Consider the following 25,693-nt stretch of genomic DNA (forward strand, 5'->3'; position numbering starts at 1 on the left):
GGGCGCACCACCTCGGGGCCTCCATTTCACCCGTCTGAGCAGGCGTGGAGTCGAGGGGTCCCGTCAGGAGGGCAACGCTCGGTTACTGGTGGGTAAGATCAGGTCACGCGCCCGCGCATGCAAGATCGAAAGCCGCTGACCTGGTGTTACATCCTCTCGCGCGCGAGATACCAGGCCTCCTTTTGCTCCGAACGGGTGAAATTGCGCGGAGCGCTCCCGAACTGATCGGACACTCGGCGTGATCTCGCCTGATTGGCGTAGCGCATTGCGAAAAAGCCCCCGGTGCTTTCGTCGCGGGCAGGGCATATAGTGCTTGGGCACTGAGAGGTAGTCGTGCGAACGGGAAGGGTCACGGTTCGATACCAGTGTCCGGAATGTGCCGGCCGGGCAAGCCATCGGTAACGCTGAGTGTCGACAAGAACTCGAAGTCGTGGAGTCCCGCGTTGGTCCCCCGGCGTCAGACCCGCCCCGCACACCCGCCTCCCACCCCTGACCACCAGCACGACGATTGCGGGACCGCACGCATGCGCCGTTCGCCTACGCATAGTTCGACACGCCTGCTTGACCAGCGCGGAGACGCCCGAGGGGTGCGCCCGTGAGCGGGGACCGGCGGTTCGCCGGCTTGCTGCAGTGGCGCAACTGGTCGCTGCCCACGAAGCTGGCCGCCGTCGTCCTGGTGCCCGTCATCTTCGCGATCACGCTCGGTGTTGGCCAGATCCAGTGGCAGGTCGAGCAGGCCGACGAGTACCGCCGTGTTGCCCAGGTGCTCGACGCCGAGAAGCAGCTGGAACCGCTGACCAGCGGACTGCAGCTGGAGCGCAACCGCGCCGTGGAGAGCCTGGTCGGCGATGGTGAGGCCGGCCGCTTCACCGAGCAGGTCGCTGCCACCGACAAGGCCGCCGAGAACCTCCGCAGCGTTGTCGCCGACAGCGACATCCACACCGACGTCGTCCAGGAGCGCTACACCGAGACCCGCAAGGCGCTGGACGCGCTGGGTGCGGTCCGGGCCGGTGTGCAGGCCGACCGGGTGGCCCCGATGCAGGCCATCGGCGCCTACAGCCAGGCCGTGCGCGCCGCGCTCGCCCTGGACCGCGCGCTGACCACCAGCGTCGCCGACCCGCGGATCTCCAGCACCTCGGCTGCGCTCACCGACCTGCTCGGGCTGTCCGAAGAGGTCCGGCTGCAGCAGTCGCTGGTCCTCTCCGGCCTCAGCGACGGCTCGCTGGAGGCGGACGCGCTCGAGGCGCTGTCCGGTTCGCGAGCCCGACTCCTCTCGAAGATCAACGACGCCAGCGCCGGTGTGGCCAAGCACTGGCAGCAGCGCCTTCAGCAACAACTCCAGTTGCCGGCGATCGTGCAGCGCAACCAGTTGCTCGCCTCGGTCATCATGGAGAGCACGGACAACAAGTCCAGCGGTAGCTACTCCGTGAACCGCGAGGCCTGGAACACCACCAGCGACGGCTCCGCGTCCACCATCGAGGCCGGTCGTGACGAGCTGGCCACCGAGGTCCGCACCATCGCGCAGGAGCTGGCCGACGACGCCAGCGACAGCGCCGGGTGGGACTCGGTGATGCTGATGGCCTCGCTGATCGCCGCGGCCGGCGTGATCATCATGATCACCCGCCAGCTGCTCAGTTCGCTGCGCGAGCTGCGGATCGGCGCGCTGGACGCGGCCGAGTACGACCTGCCGGAGGCGGTGACCGCCGTCCGCAAGGGCAAGGGCTCTGAAGCCGAGGTGCCACCGCTGCCGGTCTCCACCACCGAAGAGGTCGGCCAGGTGGCGCGGGCCTTCGACGAGGTCAACCGGCAGGCGCTGCGCCTGGCGGTCGAGCAGGCCGACCTGCGCCGCGGCTACAGCGACGCCTTCGTCAGCGTCTCCCGCCGCAGCCAGGCGCTGCTGGAGCGCCAGCTGCGCCTGTTCGAGGAGCTGGAGCAGGACGAGGAAGATCCCGACCAGCTGTCCCGGTTGTTCCAGCTGGACAACCTCGCGACCCGGATGCGCCGGAACAACGAGAACCTCATGGTCCTCTCCGGCAGTGACCTGGCTCGGCGTTTCACCCAGCCCACCGAGCTCGCCGACGTGCTGCGCTCGGCGGTCTCGGAGATCGAGCAGTACCCGCGGATCGCGGTGCAGCCGACCCCGTCGGTGAAGCTGCGCGGCAACACCGCCAGCGACCTGGTGCGACTGACCGCCGAGCTGATGGACAACGGCGCGAACTTCTCCGCGCCGGACACCGTCGTGACGGTCTCGAGCTACCAGTCCGGGGACGGCACGGTCGTCATCGACGTGCTGGACAACGGCATCGGCATGGGCGACGAGGACCTGGCCGAGGCCAACGAGCGGCTGGCCCGCGTCGCCGAGGACGACATCTCGACCTCGCGCCGGATGGGCTTGTTCGTGGCCGGCCGGTTGGCCGCGCGGCACGGCATCAGCGTCGAGCTGCACGGCGGACCCGACGTCGAAGGGGTGCGCGCCACCGTGCTGGTGCCCGCCGAGCACGTCGTCTCCTCCGAGCACGGTCCGTCGCAGGTGCCGCCGCCGTCCGCCCAGCCCGGGCAGGTCAACGGGCACTCGCTGCCCGGCATGCAGTCGGGCACGTTCCCGGGGGCCGGCTCGCCGCTGCCGCAACGGGTGCCGGACCAGCACCGGCCGGACGACAGCGGCTGGCAGACCCACGAACCGTCCTTCGCCCAGGACTTCGGCGCCCAGAGCTTCGGAGCCCAGGGCTTCGGGGTGCAGGACCACGGCGCGCAGGACTACGAGCAGTACGACAACTCCGACGAGCCGACCAGCCTGTTCGAGCCGCTCTTCCCGAACGAGCAGGCCGAGAGCTCCGGTTTCGAGGCGTCGAGCTTCTTCGAGCCGGCAGGCGGTGGTCAGGCCAACGACTTCTTCACGCCCGCGGGAGGCGGGGAGTCCTCGGCCGGCAGCTTCTTCGACTCGTCGCAGGACCACGGTGAGGAAGCCGAGGAGCCGGCTCCCGAGCCGGTCGGCAACGACCTCGCCGGGCAGTGGTTCATGCCCGCCTCCTCCGACCCGATCTCGGAGACCGGCGAGTTCCGCTGGCCGGAGACCAAGGACGGCGACTCCGCGCTGTTCACCTCGAGCGCGTCGGAGGAGGGCGACGACGAGCCGCAGCTGACCCCCTCGGGTCTTCCGCAGCGCAAGCCGCGGAACATGGCAGCGTCCGAGTCCGCCGAAGAGGCCCCGAAGGGCCGCAGTCCGGAAGACATCAGCAAGCAGCTCGCGCACAACGGCGTCCAGTTCGGGCGGACCGACCCGGAAACGGCCCACAAGCCGTGGCCGCCGGACCCGTCGGAGCAGGAGCCCGAGCTGCCCGAGCCCAAGCCGTGGATCCCGCAGACTCCGGAGGCCGAGGCCTGGGACTTCGCCGCGGACAAGGCCCGTGAGGCCGCCGAAGCCGCGGCGAACCCGCAGGAGACCTCCTTCACCAGTGCCGGTCTTCCGCGCCGCAAGCCGAAGGCCAACCTGGTGCCGGGGAGCGTGTCCAGCCAGTCTCAGCAACCGAGTCAGCCGCGGCGCCTCCCGCGCGATCCGAACGCGTTGCGCAGCAGGCTGTCCGACTTCCAGGGTGGCGTCAGCCGAGGCCGGCACCGGATGACCGACGAGGGCTGAGTGGTGTACACACTCGAGAAGACGCGTGATCATCTCGGCAACGAACAGGAGGTTGCATGAGCGCACAGACTATTTCCCGCAGGTTCGGCTGGCTGATCACGGACTTCACCGAACGTGTGCAGGGCGTTGCGCACGCGATCGTGGTCTCGGCCGATGGCCTGGTCCTGACCGCGTCGGCGACGCTGCCCAGGGACCGCGCCGACCAGCTCGCGGCTGTGGCCTCCGGACTGCTGAGCCTCACGCAGGGTTCCGCGAAGTGCTTCGAGGCCGGCCGGGTCGTGCAGACGATCGTGGAGATGGACCGGGGCACCTTGCTGCAGATGGGCATCAGCGATGGTTCCTGCCTGACCGTGCTCGCTGCTCCGCAGTGCGACATGGGTCTGGTCGCGTACGAGATGACGATGCTCGTCGAGCGCGTCGGCCAGATGCTCACCCCGGAGATCCGCACGCAGTTGCAGAACAGCGCCAACGCCGTGTCGGGCCAACTGGTGTGAGGACGCGATGAGCAGACGCTCGGATTACCCACGACGGGATCGAAGACGACAGAACTCCGGCGACGACAGCTTCGCCGACGTCGTCAACGCGTTCACGTTCGGCGCCAAGCCCAAGCGCGACAAGCGCGAGGAGCGGTCGGAGCCGGAAGCGCCGCCGCAGGACCGCGAGCTGGACCAGCGCGCCAGGACGGTGTCCCAGGACCCGGCCGAGGCCGCGTCCGAGGTTCCGGTGGCGTCCAGCATCCGGTCCTACACCTGGACCGGCGGCCGGACGAAGTCGAACCACGAACTGGCCATCGAAACCCTGGTTTCGGTCGGCGAGAACTACCGACCCGGCGCACCGGTCCGGCTGGAGCACCAGTCGATCGCCGAGCTGTGCCAGCAACCGCGTTCGGTGGCCGAGGTGGGTGCTCTGCTGTCGGTGCCGATCGGGGTCGCACGCGTGCTGCTGGCCGACATGGCCGAACTCGGGTTGATCACCGTGCACAACACGGTCAGCGAAAGCGGTAGCGCACCACACATGCTGTTGATGGAAAGGGTTTTGAGTGGACTCCGTCGGCTATAGCGCACCCCAGCCCGGCACCGTGCCGGAGGCTGCCAACCGGGGTGGCACCAGCTCGACGTCGGCGAAGATCGTCGTCGCGGGCGGGTTCGGTGTGGGCAAAACGACGTTCGTCGGTTCGGTCTCGGAAATCGTCCCGCTGACCACCGAGGCGGTCATGACGGAGGCGTCCCAGGGCGTCGACAACCTCGACGCCACTCCGAACAAGACCACCACGACCGTGGCGATGGACTTCGGTCGCATCTCGCTGGCGTCGGACCTGATCCTCTACCTGTTCGGCACGCCCGGGCAGCAGCGGTTCTGGTTCATGTGGGACGACCTCGTCAAGGGCGCCATCGGCGCGGTCGTGCTGGTCGACACCCGCCGGCTGGCGGACTCGTTCTCGGCGATCGACTTCTTCGAGGACCGCGGCCTGCCGTACCTGGTGGGCGTGAACATGTTCGACGGCGAGATGCTGCACTCGCTCGAGCAGGTGCGGGAAGCGATGGCGGTCGGCCCGGACGTGCCGATCGGTCCGGTGGACGCGCGGGACCGGGAATCCACCAAGCGCACGCTGATCGCGCTGGTCGAGCACGCCATGAAGCACTGGACTCAGCGCCAGGCGATGTGACTTCGCGGGTACGGGTGTCAGCCTCGGCCCGAGACTGACACCACCTCGCGGAAACGCCCTGGAACGTCAGGGTTTGCGGGCCACGCCGCCGAGCAGGTTGTACTCGCCGCCCGAGGGCTCGGTCAGGCGCGGACCGTCCGGCCACCAGTCGAAGAGGTGGACCAGGCCGGGTTCGACCATCTCCAGGCCGTCGAACAGGGCCTGGATCTCCTCGCGGTTGCGGTAGTAGCAGCTGCCCATCATCGCGTTGAACCGCTCTTGCGACTCCGCGGCGAGCTTCGCGTGCTCGCTGCCGTCGCCCGGGTTGTGCAGGTGCGAGATCGCCAGGTACGAGCCGGGGGCCAGTGCGTCGAGGTAGGCGCGCACGATCGCCGCGGGGTTCTCCCCGTTGGTGACGTGGTGCAGCGTGTTGCTGTGGATCAGCCCCACCGGGCGGTCCAGGTCCAGGTACTTGCGCACCGGTACCTGGTTGAGCACCTGCTCGGGATCGCGCAGGTCGGCGACCGCGAAGTGGGTGTAGTCGTTCTCCTCCAGCAGCGCACGCCCGTGCGCGGCGACCGACGGGTCGTTGTCGACGTAGATGACCGTCGCCTCGCTGTTGATCCGCTGCGCCGCCTGGTGGGTGTTCTCGGCCGTCGGCAGGCCCGAGCCCAGGTCGAGGAACTGGTCGACACCGGCGTTGCCGGCCATGAAGCGCACGACGCGGATCAACCAGGCGCGGCACTGCCTGCCGACCTGGATCGCCTCGGGCACCAGGTGCTGGATCTGCCTGAGCACCTCGCGGTCGACCTCGAAGTTGTCCTTGCCGCCGACGAACGCGTCGTAGACGCGCGCGATGCTGGGCTTCGTCGTGTCGATCTGCGGGGGCTGGGCCATGGGTGAATCCGCTCGGTCGCGTCGTGGAACCTGATCTTCGTACCAACAGTATGCCCGTGGCCGCGTTGGGTGAACAGCCGTACCGGTGCAGTGGGTGGTGATGTGCGCGACTGAGCGCGACGTCCTCGCGGAACGGTGCGCGGAAGTCGGAAACCGTTGCCGGGCAAGCTCACGGGTCCCTGCGGCCGGTGGTGCGCCGGAGGAGTGGCAGACTGCTCCCGATGAGCGGAGCGGTACTGATCTTGGGCGGCCGGAGCGAGATCGGCGTGGCGGTCGCGGACCGCTTGGTGCGGCGCGGCAACGGCAAGGTGATCCTGGCGGCGCGGCGCGCGCACGACCTCGACGGCGAGGAAGCGGCGCTGCGCGAAGCGGGCGCTGAGGAGGTCGTGCGGGTCGACTTCGACGCCGCCGAGCTGGACGGCCACGAGGAGCTGCTGCGCGGCATCGTCCGCGAGCACGGGCCCATCGGCACCGCGGTGATCTCCTTCGGCATCCTCGGTGACCAGGCGCGAGCCGAAGCCGACGCCGCGCACGCGGTCGACGTCGTGCACATCGACTACGTCGCGCACGTCAACGTGCTGACCCACCTGGCCACCCTGCTGCGCGAGCAGGGGCACGGCCGGATCGTGGTGTTCTCCTCGGTCGCCGGTGTGCGGGTCCGCCGCGCCAACTACGTCTACGGCTCGGCCAAGGCCGGTCTCGACGGCTTCGCCAACGGTCTCTCGGACGCCCTGGTCGGCAGCGGGGTATCGCTGCTGATCGTCCGGCCGGGCTTCGTGATCGGCCGCATGACCACCGGCATGGACCCCGCGCCGTGGTCGTCAACACCGGACCAGGTCGCCGACGCCACCGACAAGGCCCTGCACCGAGGCCGCCGCGTGGTGTGGGTGCCGGGCATCCTCCGCTGGGTCTTCGCCGCCATGCACTACGTCCCCCAGCCCCTGTGGCGGCGGATGCCCCGCTGAGGACCGCGCGTGTCGGGGTGGAGCCCTACGGTACCGGCATGTCGGACTTCCACGCGCTGCACGCGGCGGGTGCGCCGTTGTTGCTGCCCAACGCTTGGGACCACACCTCCGCTGCCGCGCTCGCGGAGGCGGGGTTCGCGGCGATCGGGACCACGAGCCTCGGCGTCGCCGCGGTGCACGGCGTGCCGGACGGCTCCGGCGGCACCAAGCAGGAGACGTTCGACCTGGCCCGGAAGATCGTGGCCCTGCCGGTCCCGATCACCGTCGACGTCGAGGCGGGGTTCGGCCTCGGCCCGGCCGAGATCGGCGACTTCGCCGCGGCACTGGCCGACCTGGGCGTCGCGGGCATCAACATCGAGGACGAGCTCTGCGACCCGCAGCTGCACGCGCGGCGGATCACCGAGATCCGTGACCGGGCACCGGGGCTGTTCGTCAACGCCCGCACCGACACCCACTGGCTCGGCAGCGACCCGAGCCTCCCCGAAGCCCTCGAGCGAGCCCGCCGCTACGCCGGGGCCGGAGCCGACGGGGTGTTCGTCCCCGGGCTCAGCGCGGAGACGGACGTCCGAGCGCTGGTCGAGGCCGTCGACGTCCCGGTCAACGTGCTCTACAAGCCCGGTCAGAGCATCGAGGAGCTGGCCGCCGCGGGCGTCCACCGCATCAGCACCGGCTCGCTGCTCTACCGGGCGGCGCTGAGCGCGGCCGTCACGACCGCTCGCGAGATCCGCTCCGGCGGTGCCACCGCAGCGGACGCCCCGACCTACCAGGCGGTCCAGGACTACATCGTCGGTGGCCGGCGGCGGGGCTCCGGCGGCTTGAAGTGACCGCCGTCGGGCCCGGTCGGCTTGGTGCGCCCGGCCCCGAGGTAGTGGCAGAACCACCGCTCGGCCAGCTCGGAGACCTTCTCCAGCGCTCCGGGCTCCTCGAACAGGTGCCCGGCGTGCGGCACGATCTCGATCTTGACGTCGGCCAGCGGCAGTGAGGTGAGCAGCTCGGCGGCCTGGCGGTTGAGGTTGAGGACCTCGCGGTCGTGCCCGCCGACGATCAGCAGCGTGGGGGCCTGCACCTCGGCGAGCCCGTCGCCGCCGAGATCGGGCCGCCCACCCCGCGACACCACGGCGGTGACCCGGTCAGGTCGCCGCGCGGCCGCCTTCATCGCCGCGGCGGCCCCAGTGCTCGCGCCGAACAGGCCGACGGGCATGCCGCGCGTGGCGTCCCACGAGTCGAGCGCGTCGATGGCGGGGACGAGTCGATCGGCCAGCAGGTCGATGTCGAAGCGGTACTCGTAGGTGCGCCGGTCGATCGACGCCTCGTCCGGGGTGAGCATGTCCAGCAGGAAGGTGCCGAAGCCCGCGTGCTGCAGGGACTCGGCGACCGCCCGGTTGCGCGGGCTGCGCCGCGAACTGCCGGAACCGTGCGCGAACAAAACCACCGCCCGAGCAGGCGGTGGCATCACGAGGTCCCCTTCGAGCTGGCCGGCAGGTGTCTTGACTGTCACTGGCTCGGTCGTGAGTTGAACCATCAGGGGCCTCCCTCGGTCTCAGCACGCCACGAGTACCCGGACGGGTCCGCTGCGACACGCCGCAGGTCACACCCACTGTCACCCGTGTGAGGCCGGCCCGCAGGTGGATCTACGCGCGCACGGCGTTGCCCAAGGTCATGATCAACCGGTTGTCCCAGGCGAACATCGAGGCCACGGCCACCAGGTCGTGCACGTCGTCGGCGTCGAGACCCGCCGAGCGCAGTCGCCGCACGTCGGCGGCGGTGAGCGCGGCGGGCGTGACCGTGAGCGCGCCGGCGACGTCGACGACGGCCCGCAAGCGCTCGTCGGCGATGGCAGCCGGCCCTGCCTCGGCGAGCACCACGGCGGTCAGCGGGTCCCCGGAGAGCTCCACCTGCCGCTTGCCGTGCACGGCGGTGCAGTACCCACACCCGTTGATCAGCGACGTGGCGAGCGCAGCCAGTTCGCGATCGGCCCGGTCCAGCGCACCGCGGCCGGTCATGATCGCCTCGCGCAGCAGCGTCTGCGCGGACAGCACCCCGGCGTCGAGCTTGAGCGTCTCGACGAACTCGCCACCCGGGACGACGCGCGAGACCCACCGCATCGACGGGAACGCCTCGCCGGGCGTCGACAGGCGGTGCCCGTCGGCGGCCGCACCGGCCTCGATGGTGATCCCCGGCTGGGAGGCAGGGCCGTCTCCGGGGTCGGCGGCCAGCCGCAGCCCGCCCTCGAGCCGCACCCGGAAGCTCGCGTAGGCGGCGACCTGCGTGGCGGTGACGACCTGGTCCGGGCTGAAGTGCTGCAGCAGTTCGGCGATCTCCTCGGCGCCCACGTCGGCGGGGTCGAGCGCGACCTGCTCGCAGTGGGCCAGCAGCGCCTGGGTGGCTTCCGGCAGCTCTGCCCAGCGGTCGACGTCCCGCACGACCTCGTCGTCGTCGAGCTCGGCCGCGAGCCGGTCGGCGTAGTCGGAGTCGTCGTTGACCAAGGCGACGCGCAGCGCGATCCGCGTCCGGTCGGCTGCGTCCAGCTGGGACTGGTCGTCGGGGCGGAGCACTGCGGCGTCGGCGTTCCCGGCGGCTTCCCGGACGTCCGGTCGAAGCACGGTGAGCGCTCCTGCTGCGCGATCGGTGACGGTCGTCATGCGCAGACCTTAGCGTTGCAAGATCGTTCAGCTGTTCGGGAGGTTGAGCTGCCAGGAGACGCCGTAGCGGTCTTGCACCCAGCTGAACTGCCGCGAGAACCCGTAGTCGCCCGGCGGCATCATCACCGCCCCGTCCTCGGAAAGTGCCTGGTGGAGCCGGGTGTGCTGGGCCTCGTCGACGCAGTCGACGTACAGCGACATCGACGGTGTGAAGTCGAAGCCGTGCCGCACCGGCGAATCGATGCACATGTGCTGTCGGCCGCACAAGGTGAACGTGGCGTGCTGCACGCTGCCTTCGGCGCCCTGCTCGCCAGGGCCGTAGCGGCTGATGGCGAGCACCTCGGAGTCGTCGAACAGGCTGATGTAGAAGTGCATCGCCTCCTCGGCCCGCCCGTTCTGGAACATCAGGAACGTGGAGATCTGCGTGAACATGCCGCCTCCCTGGCCTTGGTGCTGATCACCGGGCGAGTATTGCCGGAGCGACCGACATCCGCCCGGAACGGAGCCGACATGACCCCGAAGGTGCCCGTGGTGATCGACACCGACACCGCGCAGGACGACTGCACCGCCCTGCTCGTCGGCCTCCTCGACCCCCGCGCCGACCTGCGCGCGATCACCGTGGTCGCCGGCAACGTCGGCTTCGACCAGCAGGTCCGCAACGCCTTCCTGACGCTCAACGCCGCCGGCCGTCTCGGCGAGGTCCCGGTCCACCTCGGCTGCCGGCGCCCCATCGTCCGCCCGTGGGAGAGCGCCGAGGACGTCCACGGTGACGGCGTGGGCGGCATGACCATGGACATGACGGGTTGCGAGCCGCGCCCTGAGCACGCCGTCGACACCCTCGTCCGCCTGGCCGCGGAATCCCCGGGCGAGCTCACGATCGTCTGCATCGGCCCGCTGACCAACATCGCCACGGCCACCGTCAAAGACCCGGCCTTCGTCGACAACGTCGGAGGCCTGCACGTGATGGGCGGCAGCAACAACGCCCGCGGGAACATCACGGCCGCAGCGGAGTTCAACTTCTACGTCGACCCCGAAGCGGCGAAAACGGTGTTCGCAGCAGGTTTCGACATCACGGTCATCCCCTGGGCGCCGTTGACCTTGGAGCGGGCCGTCTTCGGCCCGGAGCAGCTGGCCGAGATCGACGCCCTCGACACCCCGCTGTCCCGCTTCTTCACCCGAGCCTGCGCAGCCACCCTCGAGTTCGACCGCAGCGTCGGCATCAACGGAACCACCCACCCCGACTCCCTGACAGCAGCGGTCCTGCTGCACCCCGAGCTCATCACCCGCGCAGCCCGCTACCACGTCGACGTCGAGACCCAAGGCGAACTGACCCGCGGCTACGCAGCCATGTCCTGGGGAGTCCACGGCCTCGAACCCAACGCGACAGTGGTGGAGGACGTGGATGCGCAGGAGTTCTACGGCTACGTCACGGAGCTCTTGGCGGGGCAGGTAGAGCTGGCCAGTCCGCTCCGGTGATCTTCGACTCGAGGTGGGCCCTCGAGGTCAGGGGTCTGAGTAGCCACCAAGGCATCGAGACCGTGTGCGGACCTGGTCCGAATGCCTTCTGCACGGGCTGACGCTTGCGCGACGGAGCAGGTCGTAGAAGTCGTCCAGCATGTGGGCTCACGACTCTTCGTCCTGGTTCCGGAATCGTAGTAGTGCTGGTAGACCAAGTAATCGATTCCGGCCGCAACGGCTGTACCGATCACAACGTGCCCCTGTTGCGACCGCCCCGCTGAAGTACCGGCCGCGGAACTGCCCGAGCGGTGCTGACAGAACTGGATGCGCTTGTTCGCCGTAGGCCCTCCGCATCATCCCTTTGTGGCGGGAAAGTGCCAGGGCCGGCTGAAAATCCGCTCGCGGTGGGGTGTTCGCCCGTTACGCTGCTGGGATGGCGTCTGTGCGGGAAGTTCAGGTGACGTTCGACTGCGCTGAGCCGGAGCGGGTGGCTCGGTTCTGGTGCGAGGTGCTCGGGTACGTGGTGCCGCCTCCGCCCCCGGGGTTCGACTCGTGGGCGGCGTTCGACCGGTCGCTGCCTGCTGAGCGGCAGGGGTCGGCGTTCGCGTGCGTGGATCCGAACGGGGTGGGGCCGCGGTTGTTCTTCCAGCGGGTTCCGGAGGGCAAGGTCGTCAAGAACCGGGTGCACCTCGACGTGCGGGTCGGGTCCGGTCTCGTGGGGGAGGAGCGGTTGGCGGCGTTGGAGGCCGAAGCCGCTCGTCTCGAGAAGTGGGGGGCGACCCGGGGCGAGCTGCTGCTCGCCGATGAGTTCAACGAGTCGTGCCAGAACATGTTCGACGTCGAAGGCAACGAGTTCTGCCTCGACTGACGCGTTCATTCGAAGACCGACCAGCAGAGGTCGTTGCGCCGCTGCTGGTCTTCGAGGACGAGGTCGCGGACCTCCTCGGGGAGCTGTGCTCGTTGCCAGCGGCATTCCTCGTGGCCGGCGGCCTCGCCTCCGGCCGCGCGGACGGCTTTGATCGCGTAGGCGGCGGCGCCCAGGTCGTGTTCGGCGACGTGGGCGACCACCGCTGCCTGTCCCGCTGCGAAGGCCGCGAAGCGCGGGGCTCCGGTGAGCGGGCGTGCCGCGGCCATGGCGTGCCCACCGGCTGAACGGGAGTCCCACATCCGGACTTCGCCGCGCGTCCAGGCGCGGACCTGCTCGATCGCCTGGCGCGGTCGCGGATCCGAGGGTTGGTGCTGCTCGAAGAGGTGCAGGACGTGCTCGGCGCAGTCGGCGGCCCACAGGCCCAGCAGGTGGTGGTCGGAGTCCGTGAGAGTTCCGCCGCGCCGGATGGTGCTCAGGCGCGGGTCGCGGACCTCCGGCACGATCACGTGACCTCCGCGGTGAACAAGCCGCTCTCGCTGTTGAGGACCGAGTCGAGCAGGTGCAGGACCTCGGCCGTCTCGGCGAGCTCGCCGATGACGATGATCTTGAGCCGGTTGCGCTCCTCGTCGTGGACGGTCTGCACCCGCGGCGCCCGGTGGGAGCTGACGGCGGCCAGGACCAGGGTGCCGAGGCGATCGGCGGCGGAGCGGTCGACCCCGTCGACCTGGACGATGCTGGAGACCTCCACCGCCCCCGCGGGCTGGGCGGGCTCGGTCGGCCTGCCGGTGAGCTGTTCGAGGTCGGACCGGGAGATGCGGTACTGCTTGCCGATGCGGACGGCGTTGAGCCGGCCGGACCGGATGTAGCTGCGGACCGTGCGCACGTGCAGGCCGAGGAGTGCGGCGACCTGCTCGACCGAGTACATGTCTTCCTGCATCGTTTCCCAGCCTAGGTCGTGAAGCGGAACGATGCGTCCTCGGTTGATCAGCACGCCACCGCCACACGGGTCCTTCAGCTCTCCGGCAGGTCGCCGGGTTCGATGAAGGACTGCACCATCCTCGGGAAGATCTGCGTGAACAGCGGTTTCGACGAGGACGAGGTTCCCGTGAACGCCGCGTGCTCCAGCTGGGCCTCGTAGACCGAGGTCAGCGCGCGGACCGCGTCGCGGGTGTCGACGGCCAGGCGCAGGTTGAGCCGGTCCAGGGCTTCGTGCAGCAGCTCGGCGATCGAGTCCGTCAGGTGCTCCAGGGACTCGCCGGCGCGCTTGCGCAGCTGGGGGTCGCGCAGGGCGTGCGCGCGGAACTCGGTGACCAGCATGTACCAGTTGTGGTCGGCGATCAGCGACTCCGCGCAGGCGGTGCCGACCTTGACGATCGCGTCGTGCAGCGACTCGCGATCGGCGACGCCCTCGACGAGCACGTCGTTGACGATCGTGCGCGTCTTCTGGATGCGCAGGCTCATCTCCTCCTCGTACACCGCGAGGAACAGGTCCTCCTTGGTGTCGAAGTTCGAGTAGAAGGCGCCCCGGCTGAAGCCGGCCGTCTCGCAGATCAGCTCAACCGGGGTGTCCCGAATGCTGTGCTCGGAGAACACCTCGCGTGCGGCGTCGATCAAGCGTCGACGTGTCTGCGCCCGTCGCCGTGTCTCCCGTTGGCGCGGTTGGTCGGTCATGACCGGCATTCTCCTGCGGTGTTTCGGCTCACAGTTGCCTGTGGCCACGAGCTAGGTGGATCTCGGGAAATATACAGTGTGTATCGCATACACCGTGTATCGAAAATACCGGGAGTGTTCCCCTTGTCTTCGTTGCTTCACCGGCTGGGGCGGGCTGTGGTCCGCGGTCGAGCCTGGGTGCTGGTCGCGTGGTTAGCCCTGCTCGCGGTGCTCGGCACGGGCGCCGCGCTCTTCCAGCAGGGCATGGAGACGGAGCTGGCGATCCCCGGCTCCGAGTCGCAGGACACGCTCGACCACCTCAACAACGTCTTCCCCCAGATGAGTGGCTCCAGCGCGCAGCTCGTGGCCACCACACCCCCAGGTGAGCGCATCGACTCCCCGGAGGGGCGCGAGGCCATCGAGTCCTTGATCCACCGGGTCGAGGGCCAGGAGGGCGTGACAGCGGTGATGAACCCGCTGTCGGACATGGTCGACAACCAGGTCTCCGCCGACGGCGACACCGCGCTGATCACCGTGCAGCTCAGCTACTCCCCGACGGCGGTGCCCGAGAACGTCAAGACCGGCCTGCTCGCCGAAGCCGAGAACCTGGAGCGCCAGCTCGGCCCCGGTAGCGACGTGCACGCCGGCGGTCCGATCTTCGCCGTCAACATGCCCGCCGTCGGAGCGACCGAAGCGGTCGGCGTCGTCGTGGCCCTGCTGGTGCTCATGCTGATGCTGCGATCGCTGGTGGGCGCGGTCATGCCGCTGATCACCGCGTTGATCGGCGTCGGCGTGTCGATGACCGTCGTGCTGCTGTCCACCGCGTTCGTCACGGTCTCCTCGGCCGCGCCGATGCTCGGCCTGATGCTCGGGCTCGCGGTCGGCATCGACTACTCGCTCTTCATCGTCTCCCGGCATCGAGAACAGCTCGGTGAAGGCCTCGACGTCGCCGAATCGATCGCGCGCTCGGTGGCCACCGCCGGCTCCGCGGTGATCTTCGCCGGCGTCACCGTGATCATCGCGCTGCTCGCGCTGGCCGTGCCCGGCATCCCGTTCCTGACGGTCATGGGGATCCTCGCCGGTGTGTCGATCGCCGTCGGCGTCGCCGCGTCGCTGACGGTCATCCCGGCGCTGCTCAGCTTCGCCGGGGAGCGGCTGCGCCCCAAGGCAACCCGGAACAAGCGCACCACCCGTCCACGCACCAAGTTCAGCCTGCGCTGGGTCCGCGCGGTCACCAAGGCGCCGCTGCTGACCATCGTGGTCGTCATCGCCGGGTTGGGCCTGTGCACGCTTCCTGCCGCCGACCTGCGGCTGTCGGTGCCCGACGCCGGAGCGCAGGCCGTGGGCACCCCGGCGCGCGACACCTACGACGCGGTGGCCGAGCAGTTCGGCCCCGGCTACAACGCCCCGTTGATCGTGACCACCGACGTCATCGGCACCAAAGACCCGCTCGGCCAGGTCAACGGCATGGCCGACGAGATCCGCGCGCTGCCCGGCGTCGCCGCGGTCCCGCTGGCCACCCCGAACGAGACCATCGACACCGGCATCATCCAGGTCATCCCGACCGCCGGCGGTGAATCGCAGACCACCGAAGACCTGGTGCACGAGCTGCGCGACCTCAGCCCGCACTTCGAGCAGGAGTACGGCGCGGGCATCGCCGTCACCGGCATGACCGCCATCGGCATCGACCTGTCCGAGAAGCTCAGCGACGCGCTGCTGCCCTTCGGCGTCATCGTCGTCGGGCTGACCCTGGTGCTGCTGGCGATGGTGTTCCGCTCGGTGTGGGTGCCGGTCAAGGCCGCGCTGGGGTACCTGCTGTCGGTCGGCGCGACCTTCGGCGCCACCGCGTTCGTGTTCAACCAGGGCCACCTCGCCGAGCAGCTCAACATCACCCACGTCGGCGGTGTGATCAGCTTCCTGCCGCTGCTGCTCATGGCGATCCTGTTCGGCCTGGCCATGGACTACGAGGTGTTCCTGGTGTCCCGGATGCGCGAGGAGTACGCGCACCACCGCGACGCCGGGCGCGCCATCGAAGCCGGCTTCTCCAACGTCTCGCCGGTCGTGGTGGCCGCCGCGGTCATCATGATCTCGGTGTTCGCCGCCTTCGTCCCGCACGGCGACTCCAACATCAAGCCGATCGCCTTCGGACTCGCCGTGGGCGTGTTCGTCGACGCCTTCCTCGTGCGCATGACGTTGGTGCCCGCCGTGATGGCGTTGCTCGGCGACCGCGCCTGGTGGTTGCCGAAGTGGTTGGCGCGCAAGCTGCCCGCGCTGGACGTCGAGGGCGAAGCCCTCGAGCACGAGCTGCGGCTGGCGAACTGGCCGGGCAACGACGAGGTCGTCAGCGCACGTGACTTCAGCGTCCGTGACGACCGCGCGGAGCCGATCTTCGAAGGTGTGCGGATCGCGCTGCGCCCCGGTGGCGTGCTGGCGGTGCAAGGCGATGACGACGACCTGTCGTCGGCGATGCTGCACGCGCTCGGCGGACGGCTCAGCGGAGTGCAGGGCGATGTGCGGGTGCTGGGTCTGCTGCTGCCGCAGCGCGCCCGCGCGGTCCGTTCCCGCACCGCCCTGGTGCGGTGCCGCGAGAGCGAGGCACCGGCCGCCGAGATCGCCGCGGCGATGTCCGAGGGCGTGCGGCTGGTGCTCGTCGACGAGCTCGACGCCGTCGCCGACACCGAGCAGCGCCGCGAGATCTCCCGCCTGCTCACTGAAGCGTCCACACCGGACGGCGAGCCGGTGACCTTCGTGGTCACCCACCAGAACCCGAGCCTGGTCTCCGGCCTGCTGCCGGAACACCGGCTGAGCACCATGCGGCTTTCCGCGCGGCCGACGGCACCCACGTTCGCCGGCCGCCTCCTGGAGGTTTGAGGGACATGCTGAACCCGTTCACGCACGCGAGCAGGCGCGCAGGCGGCTCGGTCGGCTGGCGCACCTGGACCGGCCTGGTCCTCGTGCCGGTGCTCATCGTCGGAGTGCTGGCCTGGGCGTTCTGGGCGCCGATGTCCCAGCACGGCGCCGCCAAGGTGGCCGTGGTCAACAACGACGAGCCCGCCACGATCAACGGTCAGATGGCGCCGCTCGGCCGCGAGATGGCCGCGAAGCTGGTCAACAACACCGAGTCCGGTTACTCGTGGGAGATGACCGACACCGACGACGCCGAGGAGGGCCTGAGCGAGGGCCGCTACTCGGCCGCGGTGATCATCCCGCCGGAGTTCTCCCGCCACACCGCCTCGGTGATGACCGGTGAACCCCTCGACGCCACCCGCGCCGGCATCGACGTCCGGACCTCGCCGATCGCGGCGCCCGCCGACGCCGCCGCCGTCTCGTCCGCGGCCCGGCAGAGCGTCTCGGTGTTCAACCGGCAGATCCTGGAGCAGCTGCTCGACGGCTTCTACGGCGGCTTCACGCAGATGCACGACCAGCTCGGCACCGCCGTCGACGGCGCCAACAAGCTCGCCGACGGCAGCGGGCAGCTCGCCGACGGCATCGGCCAGCTGTCCGACGGCGTGGGACAGCTGACCGGGGGGACCGGGCAGCTCGCGCAGGGAGGCAACCAGCTCGCCGACGGGTCCGAGCAGCTCGCGGGCGGTGTCTCGCAGCTGTCCGGCGGTCTGACGCAGTTGCACCAGCAGATCCAGCAGATGCCCGCGCAGACCCAGCAGCTGGCCGACGGCGCCAAGCAGGTCGCCGCCGGGAACCGGCAGATGGCCAACACCTTCACGCCGCTGGCGGACCAGATCATCACCGCCACCGACCAGATCCCCACCGAGTCCAGCAGCCTCGAGGGGCTGAAGAAGCTGCTGGCCCAGTGCCCGCCGGAAGGCGCGACCGTCGACCTGTGCAAGGGCCTGCGCGCCGAGGTCGAGCGCCTCAGCCAGCGGCAGGGCGCTCTGGACTCCCTCAAGGCGCAGATCCAGAAGCCCGCGCGCGACATGCGTGACGGGATGCAGGGCCTGGCCTACGGGTCCGAGCAGGTCGCCCAGGGCAACCAGATGCTCGCCGACAAGTCCGGTGAACTCGTCGACGGCATCGGTCAGCTCGCCCAGGGCGGGCAGCAGCTCGACGGCGGCGCGCACCAGCTCGCCGGCGGAGCGCGCCAGCTCGCCAACGGCCTCGACCAGTTCAACGGGGCGTCGCAGCAGCTCGGCACGGGCGTGAACGCGCTCGCCGACGGAAGCCGGCAGGTCGCCGACGGCAACCGCCAGTTCGCCGAGCAGATGGCGCCGGCAGGGGACAAGCTCCCCAGCTACACCGACGAAGAGCGTGAGCACCTCAAGACCGTGGCCGCGAGCCCGGCCGCGCTGGAGTCGAGCCTGCCGGGATTCGGCAAGTCGCTGATCGCGCTGCTGGTGGCCATCGCGTTCTGGACCGCTGCGATGGGCATCTACGCGGTGACCAGGGCCGTTCCGGCCGACGCCGCGACCTCGCGCCGGTCCACCTGGCGGCTGGTTCACAGCTCGGCACTGCCCGGTGCCGCGGTCGCCGCGATCGGCTCGGTGCTGGTGAGCACGGTCCTGGCGCCGTTCCTGGGCCTCGGGTTCGGCGGTTGGGCGGCGTTCACCGGCGTGACGCTGCTGGCCGCGCTGGCGTTCGTGGCTGTCAACCAGGCGCTGATCGCGGTGTTCGGCAGCATCGGACGGATCATCTCGATCGCGGTCCTGGTGCTGACCGCGGCCACGGGCGTGGTCTCGACGGTGCCCGGGTTCCTCCGCGACATCGGCGGGCTGCTGCCGACCCAGGGTGCCGTGCAGGCGCTTTCGGCGATCGTGACCGGGAGCGGCGGTGCCGCGAGCGGAGTCCTGCAGCTGATCGCGTGGCTCATCGCGGGAGTCCTGGTGTTCGCTCTGGCGGTGGACCGGGCCCGCGTCGTGTCCTCGCGCCAGTTCCGCCGTCGACCCACACCGGGAGCGCGTCCGGCCTGGTGACCCCCGGGGCAGGGGCGGAGGTTCCCCTGAACCTCCGCCCCTGCTCGCGTGCCTAGGGGTGCCAGCGTGGGTCGCGGCCGATCTTCGCGATGGTCCTGGCGAGCGTGGGGGAGCCCTCGGTGGCCGGGACCTCAACCGCGAAAGCACCTCTCTCCCGCCCCGTGGCCGCGGTGCGGGTCACCACGACGAGGGTGTGGTTGAGCGTTCCGGTGTCCCACGTGGCCTCGGTGTCGGTCGCCCGCGCGAGGTCCCAGGCGTGCACCGTGAACTCGATCGTGATCAGCCCGCCCGCGACCTCCGCCGGGTACTGAGCCGCCCCGCCCATGTGCGTCTTCCCCGTCCAGGAAGTCGGGGTGTTCCAGGCGTGGGCGGTGCGGTCGAGCTGCGAGAGCAGGTACTTCGCGCCATCACCGGAGGTCCTGTCCACGACCTCGACAGGGGGGCGCCACCCGCTCGCCCCGAGCCGCCGCCTCGAGCGACGGTCCCCAGAGCAGCAGGTGGTTGATCAACGCTCGCACGTCGAACTCCGCGCACGGCGTCGGCGCCGTCAGCTGCGCGGGCGAGCTCCCGGAGGCGACCTGCTTGAGCGTCGCCGCCGCCTGGACCAGGTGCTGAGCTTCGGACATGCCGTTCACCCCACCACGCCGGCCCGAGAACGCCCGGTCGAAACGCCCTGCGCCCCGGCAACGCCGTGGTGCTCCGTGATCGAGTGCTGCAGGACCGCAGGCGGTGAAGTGGTGAGAGGGGCGGTCGATGCGGAGCGGTCGCACGAAGCTGGTGCCGTCGACGCGCGGTCGTTGACCTCGCGACGAGAAGGGGACGCGGGTGAACCTCGTTCCAGGAGCTCCTCAGCTGCGAGCCACGGTGCGCGTGCCGAGCTCGTGCTGTGGGTCGGGTGCCGCGGTCACCAGAACACCTCTGAGACAACCCGGGGATGTTGCACCGAGAGCCTTTTCGCGGGAGGGCTCGCTCGGCTGGTCGCGGGCCTCCGACGCGACTCCGCCCCGGGAGCCGTGGGCCCCGGGGCGGTCACCTGACGTTCGGGTCAACGATCGACGATGCCGACCACCGCTGACCGCACCGCGACCGTGGAGGGCGGGTCAGGAGAGGAGCTTGCGGATGAACTTGTTGCCGAAGCCGTGCTGGATCAGGCCTTCGAGGTTGCGGATGGTCTTGTCGGTGTACGGGTACCACACGCTCTCGTTGCTCGACCCTCCGCGGGTGAGCAGGATCGGCTGGGCGTGGGTGAATCCGCGCAACGAGTCCAGGCCGTTGACCTGACCGACACCGCTGTCCTTGCGCCCGCCGAAGGGCGCTTCCGGGACGCCGTAGATGACCGCGGCGTCGTTGTGGACGACCGACCCGGTCTTGAGCTGGCCGCCGATGCGTTCGGCCTTCGCCGCGTCCTTGGTGAAAACGCTCCCGCCCAGCCCGTACTGGCTGTCGTTGGCCAAGCGGACCGCTTCGTCCTCGTCGCGGACCCGCATCACGGTGGCGATGGGACCGAAGGTCTCCTCGGTCATCAGCTGCATGTCGTGGGTGACGTCGACGACCACGGTGGGCTGGAAGAACAGGCCGTCGCCGGCCGCGCGCGACCCGCCGACGAGGACCTTCGCGCCCTTGTTCTTCGCGTCTTCCAGGTGTCCGCTGACCACGTCCACCTGGCGGTCGAAGAACAGCGGACCCACGTCACCGTCCTCGGAGCCGTAGCGCAGCGCCGAGACCTTCTCCTCGAGCAGCCGGATGAACTCGTCGGCCACGGACTCCACCACGTAGATCCGCTCGACGCTCAAGCACACCTGGCCGGAGTTGAACATCGACAGGTACGCGGCGCCGGATGCGGCGCGCTCCAGGTCGGCGTCATCGCAGACGATCATCGCGTCCTTGCCGCCGAGCTCCAGGGTGTAGGGGGTGAGCTTCTTGGCGCAGGCCGCGGCGATCGCCCGGCCGGTCTGGACGCTGCCGGTGAACGAGATCTTGTCGACCGCGCCGTCCACCAGCGCGGCTCCGGTCTCGCCGTCACCGTGCACGCACTGGAGCACGTCGGTCGGCACGCCCGCTTCGTGCAGCACCTTGACCGCGAGCTCGCCGGAGCGCGGGGTGACCTCGGACGGCTTGAGCACCACGGAGTTCCCGGCCAGCAACGCCTGCACCACGGGGTTGAGCGAGAGCACGAACGGTGCGTTCCACGGCGTGATCACGCCGACGACGCCCAGCGGCTGGTACTTGATGCGCAGCTTCTTCATCGGCAGCAGGTAGCCGTGCAGCCTGCGCTTCTCGTCGCGCAGGTCCTTCGGCGCGCGCTTGCACCAGAAGTTGACGAAGTCGCACGCCGGGACGACCTCGATCGTCAGCGCCTCGGCCTTGGGCTTGCCGGTCTCGGCGCGGACCTGCTCGACGATCTCGTCGCGTCGCCGGACCAGCACGTCGATCGCGCCGCGCAGGATCCGGGCGCGCTCGGCGACCGGTCGCGCGGCCCACTCCGCCTGCGCCTTGCGGGCGCGTTCGACCGCGGCGTCCACCTCGGCCTTGGTGCTGACCTCCAGGTCGCCGACGTGGTGGCGGTCCACCGGGTTGCTCAGGGAAAGACGGCGCCGTCCGTCCTCGGTGGCCGGTTGCGGCTGCACGATTGCCATGCGGGTTCCCTCACTCGTAGCTGACTTGCCAGTGCTTGATGCCGTTGATGAAGCTGGATCGCAGCCGTTCGGGTTCGGCGACCTGCCGCAGGTTCGGCAGCACGTCGGCGATCGCGTTGAAGATCAGGTCCAGCTGCAGCCGGGCCAGGTTGGCGCCCACGCAGTAGTGCGCACCGGTTCCCCCGAAACCCAAGTGCGGGTTGGGGTCTCGGAGCACGTCGAAGCGGAACGGGTCGTCGAAGACCTCCTCGTCGAAGTTCGCCGAGCTGTAGAACAGCCCGACCCGCTCGCCCGCGCGGATCAACTGCCCGCCGAGCTCGACGTCTTCGGTGGCGGTGCGTTGGAACGAGGTGACCGGCGTGGCCCAGCGGACGATCTCGTCCGGGGCGGTGGCCGGCCGCTGCTCGCGGTAGACCTCCCACTGCTCCGGGTTGTCGACGAAGGCCTTCATGCCGTGCGTGGTGGCGTTGCGGGTGGTCTCGTTGCCCGCGACCGACAGCAGGATCACGAAGAAGCCGAACTCGTCGGAGGTCAGCGACTGCCCGTCGACGTCGGCGCTGACGAGCTTGGAGACGATGTCGTCCCTCGGGCACGCGCGCTTCTGCTCGGCCATCGTCATCGCGTAGCCGAGGACTTCGGCGGAGGCGGCCACCGGATCGCCGAACTCCGGGTCGTCGAAGTTGAGCATCTGGTTGGACCAGTCGAAGAGGTCCTTGCGGTCCTCCTGCGGCACTCCGAGCAGCTCGGCGATGGCCTGCAGCGGGAGTTCGCAGGCGACCTGCTCGACGAAGTCGCCGCCGCCCTGCTCGCGGGCGCCGCGCACGATGGCGTCGGCGCGTTCGGTCAGCGCGTCCCGCAGGTTCTCGACCGCGCGCGGGGTGAACCCCTTGTTGATGATGCCGCGGATCTTGGTGTGCTTCGGCGGATCCATGTTGATCAGCATCGTGCGGATCGCCTCGAAGGCCTCCGGCGTGGTGTAGCCGGGGAAGCGGATGATCGCGTTGTTGGCCTCGGAGGAGAACAGCTTCGGGTCGCGGGAGATCGCTCGGATGTCGGCGTGCTTGGTGATCACCCAGAACCCGCCGTCGTCGTAGGGAGCGTCCATGCCGTCGGTCTGCGCGTTCCACCAGACCGGCGCGGTCGCGCGCAGCGAGGTGAACTCCTCCACCGGGGTTCGCTGGCCCCACAGTTCGGGATCGGAGAAGTCGAGACCGGCCGGGATCGTCGGGTCAGGCATCGTTGCCTCCTCGCGGATCGCGGGGTTGATCACGTCGGCTTGCCGAAGCGCGTCATACAGACATACCGTAGATGTATGACTGTCTGGAGGCAATGGCCTGCTGCGCAGGTCCGCTCGGCCATGCTCGAGCCATGAAACGACCGGCGTGGAACGGTGCGCCGCCGCGCGATGGCGAGGAGGCCAAGGCCCGCATCATCGATGCGGCCATGCGGTGCATCGACCGGCACGGGCCGGGCAAGACGAGCTTGTCGGACGTCGCCTCCGAGCTGGGGGTCATCCGCCAGACCGTCTACCGCTACTTCCCGAGCACGGAAGAGCTGTTCAGCGCGGTCGGCTACGCAGCGCTCAACAGCTTCCTGGAACGGCTCGTCGCCCACCTCGCCGGGCGTCGCGATCCTGCGGACGTGGTCGTCGAGGCCATGGCCTACGCCATCGAACAGGTGCCCCAGGACCCCTACCTCGGCCTCTTCCTCGACATGGGCCGGCCGGACGCGTTCTCCCGCGGCGCCACCTCGGCGCGCGCCTTCGACGCCTGCCGCCTCGCCTTCGCGCGCACCGACGTCGACTGGGCCGAGCTGGGCTTCTCCGGCGACGAGCTCACCGAGCTGCTGGAGTTCCTGCTGCGGGTGCTGCTGTCCTTCGCCAACGATCCGCTGCCGAGTCGTGACGGAGCCGATCTGCGTGCGTTCCTGCACCGCTGGGTAACCCCAGCAATCATGGCTCCGACGCCCGCGCCCTAGGTTGCAGGTGGGGTTCCCGGGGTCGTACGTTGCTGGCACGCTGAGGAACGGGACCACGTATGGACCACGAGAAGCGTGAGCCCTGGGCGGTGCAGCTGGGTGCGGAGAAGATCCTCGCCGCCGAGGACATGCGGGACTACGCGATCTTCGGACTGGACGCCGAAGGTCGCGTGGCCAGCTGGAACGCAGGCGCGGCCAACCTCAACGGCTACTCCTCCGAAGAGGTCATCGGCCGGCACTTCTCCCTCTTCTACCCGCCCGAGCAGGTCGCCGTCGACTACCCGAACTGGGAGCTGGGGCAGGCCGTCGAAGACGGCTTCTTCATCGACCGCGGATGGCGCGTCCGCAAGGACAGCACCCGGTTCTGGGCGCACGTGGTCATCGCAGCGCAGCGCACACCCGACGGCGAGCTCGACGGGTTCATCAAGGTGGTGCGCAACGAGAGCGAGGCCGCGGCTCGCGTCGAACGGACCCAGCGGCGGCTCGCGGACCTGTTCGAGCTCGCCCCCTCGGGAATCGCCCTGCTCGACGACGCGGGACGGTTCCTCGACGCCAACGGTGCGCTCTGTGACCTGCTCGACTACCGGCTCGAGGACCTGATCGGGCGCCGGGACGTCGAGGTCCTCGACCCGACCGACACCGGCGGCGGGCTGGTCGGAGGCGCGTCGCGCTCCACCGGCGAGGTGCTCGTCCCGCACCGGGTGCTGGCCCGCTCGGACGGCTCCCTGGTGCCTTGCCAGGTACACGCCGCCGCGTCGGTCGGCGACGACGGCAGCCGCAGCTGGTTGATCATCTTCCACGACATCACCGAACAGCTCGCGCGCGCCATGACGCTGCGCTTCCAGGCCACCCACGACGAGCTCACCGGGCTGCTCAACCGGAGGGGCTTCGAGGAGCGGCTCGCCGAGCTGCTGCCTCCGGAGAAGCCCGGAAGCCTGGCCGTGCTGTTCTGCGACCTGCACAACTTCAAGCGGGTCAACGACGCCCTCGGCCACGAAGCCGGTGACGAGCTGCTGTCCAAGGTCGCCGAACGCCTCATGGACGGGCTGCCCCCGCGGTGCGAAGCGGCCCGCTTCTACGGCGACGAGTTCGTGGTGCTGTGCCGGGACATCGACGGCGACAACGACCTCCAGGAGATCGTCGAGGGCCTGCACGAGCTGTTCCACCGGGCACTTCCGCTGCGTCGCAGGCAGGTCAAGGTCACCGCGTCGATCGGCGTCAAGGTCGTCGAGGACGCCGGTGTCGAGGGCGTGGAACTGCTGCGCTCGGCGGAGTCGGCGATGCTCGACGCCCGGTTGCGGGGCCTGACGAGCACCGAGGTCGACCACGACCAGCTCACGCTGGAGCAGAACCTGCGCGATGCCATCGCTCGCGACGAGGTCGGTGTCCACTACCAGCCGATCGTCGACAACGACGACAACGTGGTCATCGCCGAGGCGCTGCTGCGCTGGGAGCACCCCGAGCTCGGGCCGCTCACGCCGGACGTGGTGCTCGCCGTCGCCTCGCGCGGGGGCATGCTCGCCGAGCTCGACACCTGCGTGCTGCGCGCGGCCTTGCGCGCGTCCACGACCTTCCGCCGGCCGGACGGCACGTCGGTGAAGGTTGCGGTGAACCTCGCCGGGCTGCGGCCGGAGCACCCGGGCTTCGCCGACGTCGTGCGCTCGGTGATCAGAGAAACCGGTGCCGAGCCGACGGACGTGGTGCTGGAGATGGTCGAAACCGTGTTCGCGCAGCTCGAGCCGGAGCAGCGGCAGGAGATGATCGAGCTCGTCTCGGACGGGGTGCAGTTCGCCGTCGACGACTTCGGCACCGGCTACTCCTCGCTGGCGGTCCTCAAGGAGCTGCCGACGCAGATCATCAAGCTGGACCGGATGTTCATCTCCGGCGTCGGCGAGGAGCCCGACGACCTCGGCATCGCCCGCGCCATGACGGAGCTGGCCCGCACGCTGGGCCGGATGTGCATCGCGGAAGGCGTGGAAACGGCCACGCAGCACCAGCTCCTCCGCGCGGTCTCGGTCGACGCCTACCAGGGCTTCTACTTCTCCAGGCCGCTCCCGGCGGACGACTTCCGCGCCTACCTCGCAGGCCGCTGACCCGCCGGACCGCCACCGGACCTCGCAGCGGGAACGGCGGTGGAGAACCCGCCCGCCGGTGGAGAGCAGCTCCGTGCTGTGTGGAGTGTCGACACGACGTGCCGCGGAGCGCGCACTGCTTGAGAGTCAGCGGACGGCGTCGGCGCCGGACATCCCCGACGAGACCGGCACCGACGCGCGTCCTCCCCCCTCACCATGGACCCTCGGCGCGGCGGACATCCGGAAGGCGCGCTCTTCTCTTCCAGACAGTCTTCTTCCGAGGATTCTTCTTGTACGGAAGGTATATAGGCGCTGCAG

The 25,693-nt window shown here is 69.8% G+C and carries 23 protein-coding genes; 12 read left to right on the plus strand and 11 right to left on the minus strand.

Going from position 1 to position 25,693, the window contains the following annotated elements; all coding sequences use genetic code 11:
* Positions 1–595: 595 nt before the first annotated feature.
* The 4 genes from EIL87_RS15175 to EIL87_RS15190 are packed head-to-tail and all read left to right on the plus strand — an operon-like array spanning position 596 to position 5,303.
* Positions 596–3,637: a sensor histidine kinase gene (locus EIL87_RS15175; protein ID WP_125091205.1), complete on the plus strand. Its 3,042-nt coding sequence runs from the start codon at positions 596–598 to the stop codon at positions 3,635–3,637.
* Positions 3,638–3,693: 56 nt separating this feature from the next.
* On the plus strand, positions 3,694–4,131 hold the full coding sequence (locus tag EIL87_RS15180) for a roadblock/LC7 domain-containing protein (RefSeq protein WP_125091206.1): 438 nt from the start codon (positions 3,694–3,696) through the stop codon (positions 4,129–4,131).
* Between the two features lie 7 nt (positions 4,132–4,138).
* Positions 4,139–4,696 (plus strand): DUF742 domain-containing protein, encoded by a 558-nt coding sequence (locus EIL87_RS15185; protein ID WP_125091207.1) that lies wholly within the window; start codon positions 4,139–4,141, stop codon positions 4,694–4,696.
* Positions 4,677–5,303 (plus strand): GTP-binding protein, encoded by a 627-nt coding sequence (locus EIL87_RS15190; protein ID WP_125091208.1) that lies wholly within the window; start codon positions 4,677–4,679, stop codon positions 5,301–5,303. Before EIL87_RS15185 ends, EIL87_RS15190 begins: the two co-directional genes overlap by 20 nt.
* A gap of 66 nt (positions 5,304–5,369) precedes the next feature.
* On the opposite strand, the gene EIL87_RS15195 is transcribed toward EIL87_RS15190, so the two are convergent.
* Complete coding sequence (locus EIL87_RS15195) at positions 5,370–6,179, minus strand: SAM-dependent methyltransferase (RefSeq protein ID WP_125091209.1); 810 nt, start codon at positions 6,177–6,179, stop codon at positions 5,370–5,372.
* A gap of 221 nt (positions 6,180–6,400) precedes the next feature.
* Here EIL87_RS15195 and EIL87_RS15200 point away from each other — a divergent pair, with 221 nt between their 5' ends.
* Together EIL87_RS15200 and EIL87_RS15205 are read left to right on the plus strand one after the other, a co-directional pair.
* A complete protein-coding gene (locus tag EIL87_RS15200) occupies positions 6,401–7,144 on the plus strand; it encodes an SDR family NAD(P)-dependent oxidoreductase (protein WP_125091210.1) in 744 nt (247 codons plus the stop codon).
* Between the two features lie 38 nt (positions 7,145–7,182).
* Positions 7,183–7,968 (plus strand): isocitrate lyase/PEP mutase family protein, encoded by a 786-nt coding sequence (locus EIL87_RS15205; RefSeq protein ID WP_125091211.1) that lies wholly within the window; start codon positions 7,183–7,185, stop codon positions 7,966–7,968.
* Here EIL87_RS15205 and EIL87_RS15210 read toward each other — a convergent pair.
* From EIL87_RS15210 to EIL87_RS15220, 3 genes are all read right to left on the minus strand, one after another.
* Positions 7,923–8,666, minus strand: coding sequence for a dienelactone hydrolase family protein (locus EIL87_RS15210; RefSeq protein ID WP_125091212.1), 744 nt, complete (start codon positions 8,664–8,666; stop codon positions 7,923–7,925). The genes EIL87_RS15205 and EIL87_RS15210 overlap by 46 nt on opposite strands.
* Before the next feature lie 109 nt (positions 8,667–8,775).
* Positions 8,776–9,786, minus strand: a complete 1,011-nt coding sequence (locus EIL87_RS15215; RefSeq protein ID WP_125091213.1) for a peroxidase-related enzyme — start codon at positions 9,784–9,786, stop codon at positions 8,776–8,778.
* 27 nt (positions 9,787–9,813) lie between these two features.
* Positions 9,814–10,218, minus strand: coding sequence for a VOC family protein (locus EIL87_RS15220; protein WP_125091214.1), 405 nt, complete (start codon positions 10,216–10,218; stop codon positions 9,814–9,816).
* Positions 10,219–10,296: 78 nt separating this feature from the next.
* Here EIL87_RS15220 and EIL87_RS15225 point away from each other — a divergent pair, with 78 nt between their 5' ends.
* A complete protein-coding gene (locus EIL87_RS15225; protein WP_125091215.1) occupies positions 10,297–11,262 on the plus strand; it encodes a nucleoside hydrolase in 966 nt (321 codons plus the stop codon).
* A 415-nt stretch (positions 11,263–11,677) separates the two neighbouring features.
* Positions 11,678–12,112 carry a VOC family protein gene (locus EIL87_RS15230; protein ID WP_125091216.1) on the plus strand — a complete coding sequence of 145 codons (435 nt, stop codon included), beginning with the start codon at positions 11,678–11,680 and terminating at the stop codon, positions 12,110–12,112.
* A gap of 5 nt (positions 12,113–12,117) precedes the next feature.
* Here EIL87_RS15230 and EIL87_RS15235 read toward each other — a convergent pair whose 3' ends face one another.
* The 3 genes from EIL87_RS15235 to EIL87_RS15245 all read right to left on the minus strand — a co-directional run bounded on the left by EIL87_RS15235 (position 12,118) and on the right by EIL87_RS15245 (position 13,726).
* A complete protein-coding gene (locus EIL87_RS15235; RefSeq protein ID WP_125091217.1) occupies positions 12,118–12,618 on the minus strand; it encodes a putative immunity protein in 501 nt (166 codons plus the stop codon).
* Entirely contained in the window at positions 12,615–13,049 is a 435-nt protein-coding gene (locus EIL87_RS15240; RefSeq protein WP_233576269.1) for a helix-turn-helix domain-containing protein, read from the minus strand. The genes EIL87_RS15235 and EIL87_RS15240 overlap by 4 nt, the downstream gene beginning before the upstream one ends.
* A 74-nt stretch (positions 13,050–13,123) precedes the next feature.
* Positions 13,124–13,726, minus strand: a complete 603-nt coding sequence (locus tag EIL87_RS15245) for a TetR/AcrR family transcriptional regulator (RefSeq protein ID WP_158628648.1) — start codon at positions 13,724–13,726, stop codon at positions 13,124–13,126.
* A gap of 180 nt (positions 13,727–13,906) precedes the next feature.
* Between EIL87_RS15245 and EIL87_RS15250 the strand changes: the two genes are divergently transcribed.
* Together EIL87_RS15250 and EIL87_RS15255 are read left to right on the plus strand one after the other, a co-directional pair.
* Entirely contained in the window at positions 13,907–16,633 is a 2,727-nt protein-coding gene (locus EIL87_RS15250; protein WP_125091219.1) for an MMPL family transporter, read from the plus strand.
* A 5-nt stretch (positions 16,634–16,638) separates the two neighbouring features.
* On the plus strand, positions 16,639–18,690 hold the full coding sequence (locus tag EIL87_RS15255; protein WP_125091220.1) for a YhgE/Pip domain-containing protein: 2,052 nt from the start codon (positions 16,639–16,641) through the stop codon (positions 18,688–18,690).
* 52 nt (positions 18,691–18,742) lie between these two features.
* Here EIL87_RS15255 and EIL87_RS15260 read toward each other — a convergent pair whose 3' ends face one another.
* The 4 genes from EIL87_RS15260 to EIL87_RS15275 form a co-directional block, all read right to left on the minus strand.
* Positions 18,743–19,117: a DinB family protein gene (locus EIL87_RS15260; protein ID WP_125091221.1), complete on the minus strand. Its 375-nt coding sequence runs from the start codon at positions 19,115–19,117 to the stop codon at positions 18,743–18,745.
* Positions 19,098–19,316, minus strand: coding sequence for a maleylpyruvate isomerase N-terminal domain-containing protein (locus EIL87_RS15265; RefSeq protein WP_125091222.1), 219 nt, complete (start codon positions 19,314–19,316; stop codon positions 19,098–19,100). The genes EIL87_RS15260 and EIL87_RS15265 overlap by 20 nt, the downstream gene beginning before the upstream one ends.
* A gap of 474 nt (positions 19,317–19,790) precedes the next feature.
* Positions 19,791–21,326: an aldehyde dehydrogenase family protein gene (locus EIL87_RS15270; protein WP_125091223.1), complete on the minus strand. Its 1,536-nt coding sequence runs from the start codon at positions 21,324–21,326 to the stop codon at positions 19,791–19,793.
* 10 nt (positions 21,327–21,336) lie between these two features.
* Positions 21,337–22,563 carry a cytochrome P450 gene (locus tag EIL87_RS15275; protein ID WP_125091224.1) on the minus strand — a complete coding sequence of 409 codons (1,227 nt, stop codon included), beginning with the start codon at positions 22,561–22,563 and terminating at the stop codon, positions 21,337–21,339.
* A 131-nt stretch (positions 22,564–22,694) separates the two neighbouring features.
* On the opposite strand from EIL87_RS15275, the gene EIL87_RS15280 reads away from it, so the two are divergent.
* Both EIL87_RS15280 and EIL87_RS15285 read left to right on the plus strand, forming a co-directional pair.
* Complete coding sequence (locus EIL87_RS15280) at positions 22,695–23,303, plus strand: TetR/AcrR family transcriptional regulator (RefSeq protein ID WP_125091225.1); 609 nt, start codon at positions 22,695–22,697, stop codon at positions 23,301–23,303.
* A 59-nt stretch (positions 23,304–23,362) separates the two neighbouring features.
* Positions 23,363–25,396 (plus strand): putative bifunctional diguanylate cyclase/phosphodiesterase, encoded by a 2,034-nt coding sequence (locus EIL87_RS15285; protein ID WP_125091226.1) that lies wholly within the window; start codon positions 23,363–23,365, stop codon positions 25,394–25,396.
* Positions 25,397–25,693 lie beyond the last annotated feature (297 nt).

It is taken from the genome of Saccharopolyspora rhizosphaerae (assembly GCF_003931915.1).
In the GTDB taxonomy this organism is placed as follows: Bacteria; Actinomycetota; Actinomycetes; order Mycobacteriales; family Pseudonocardiaceae; genus Saccharopolyspora; species Saccharopolyspora rhizosphaerae.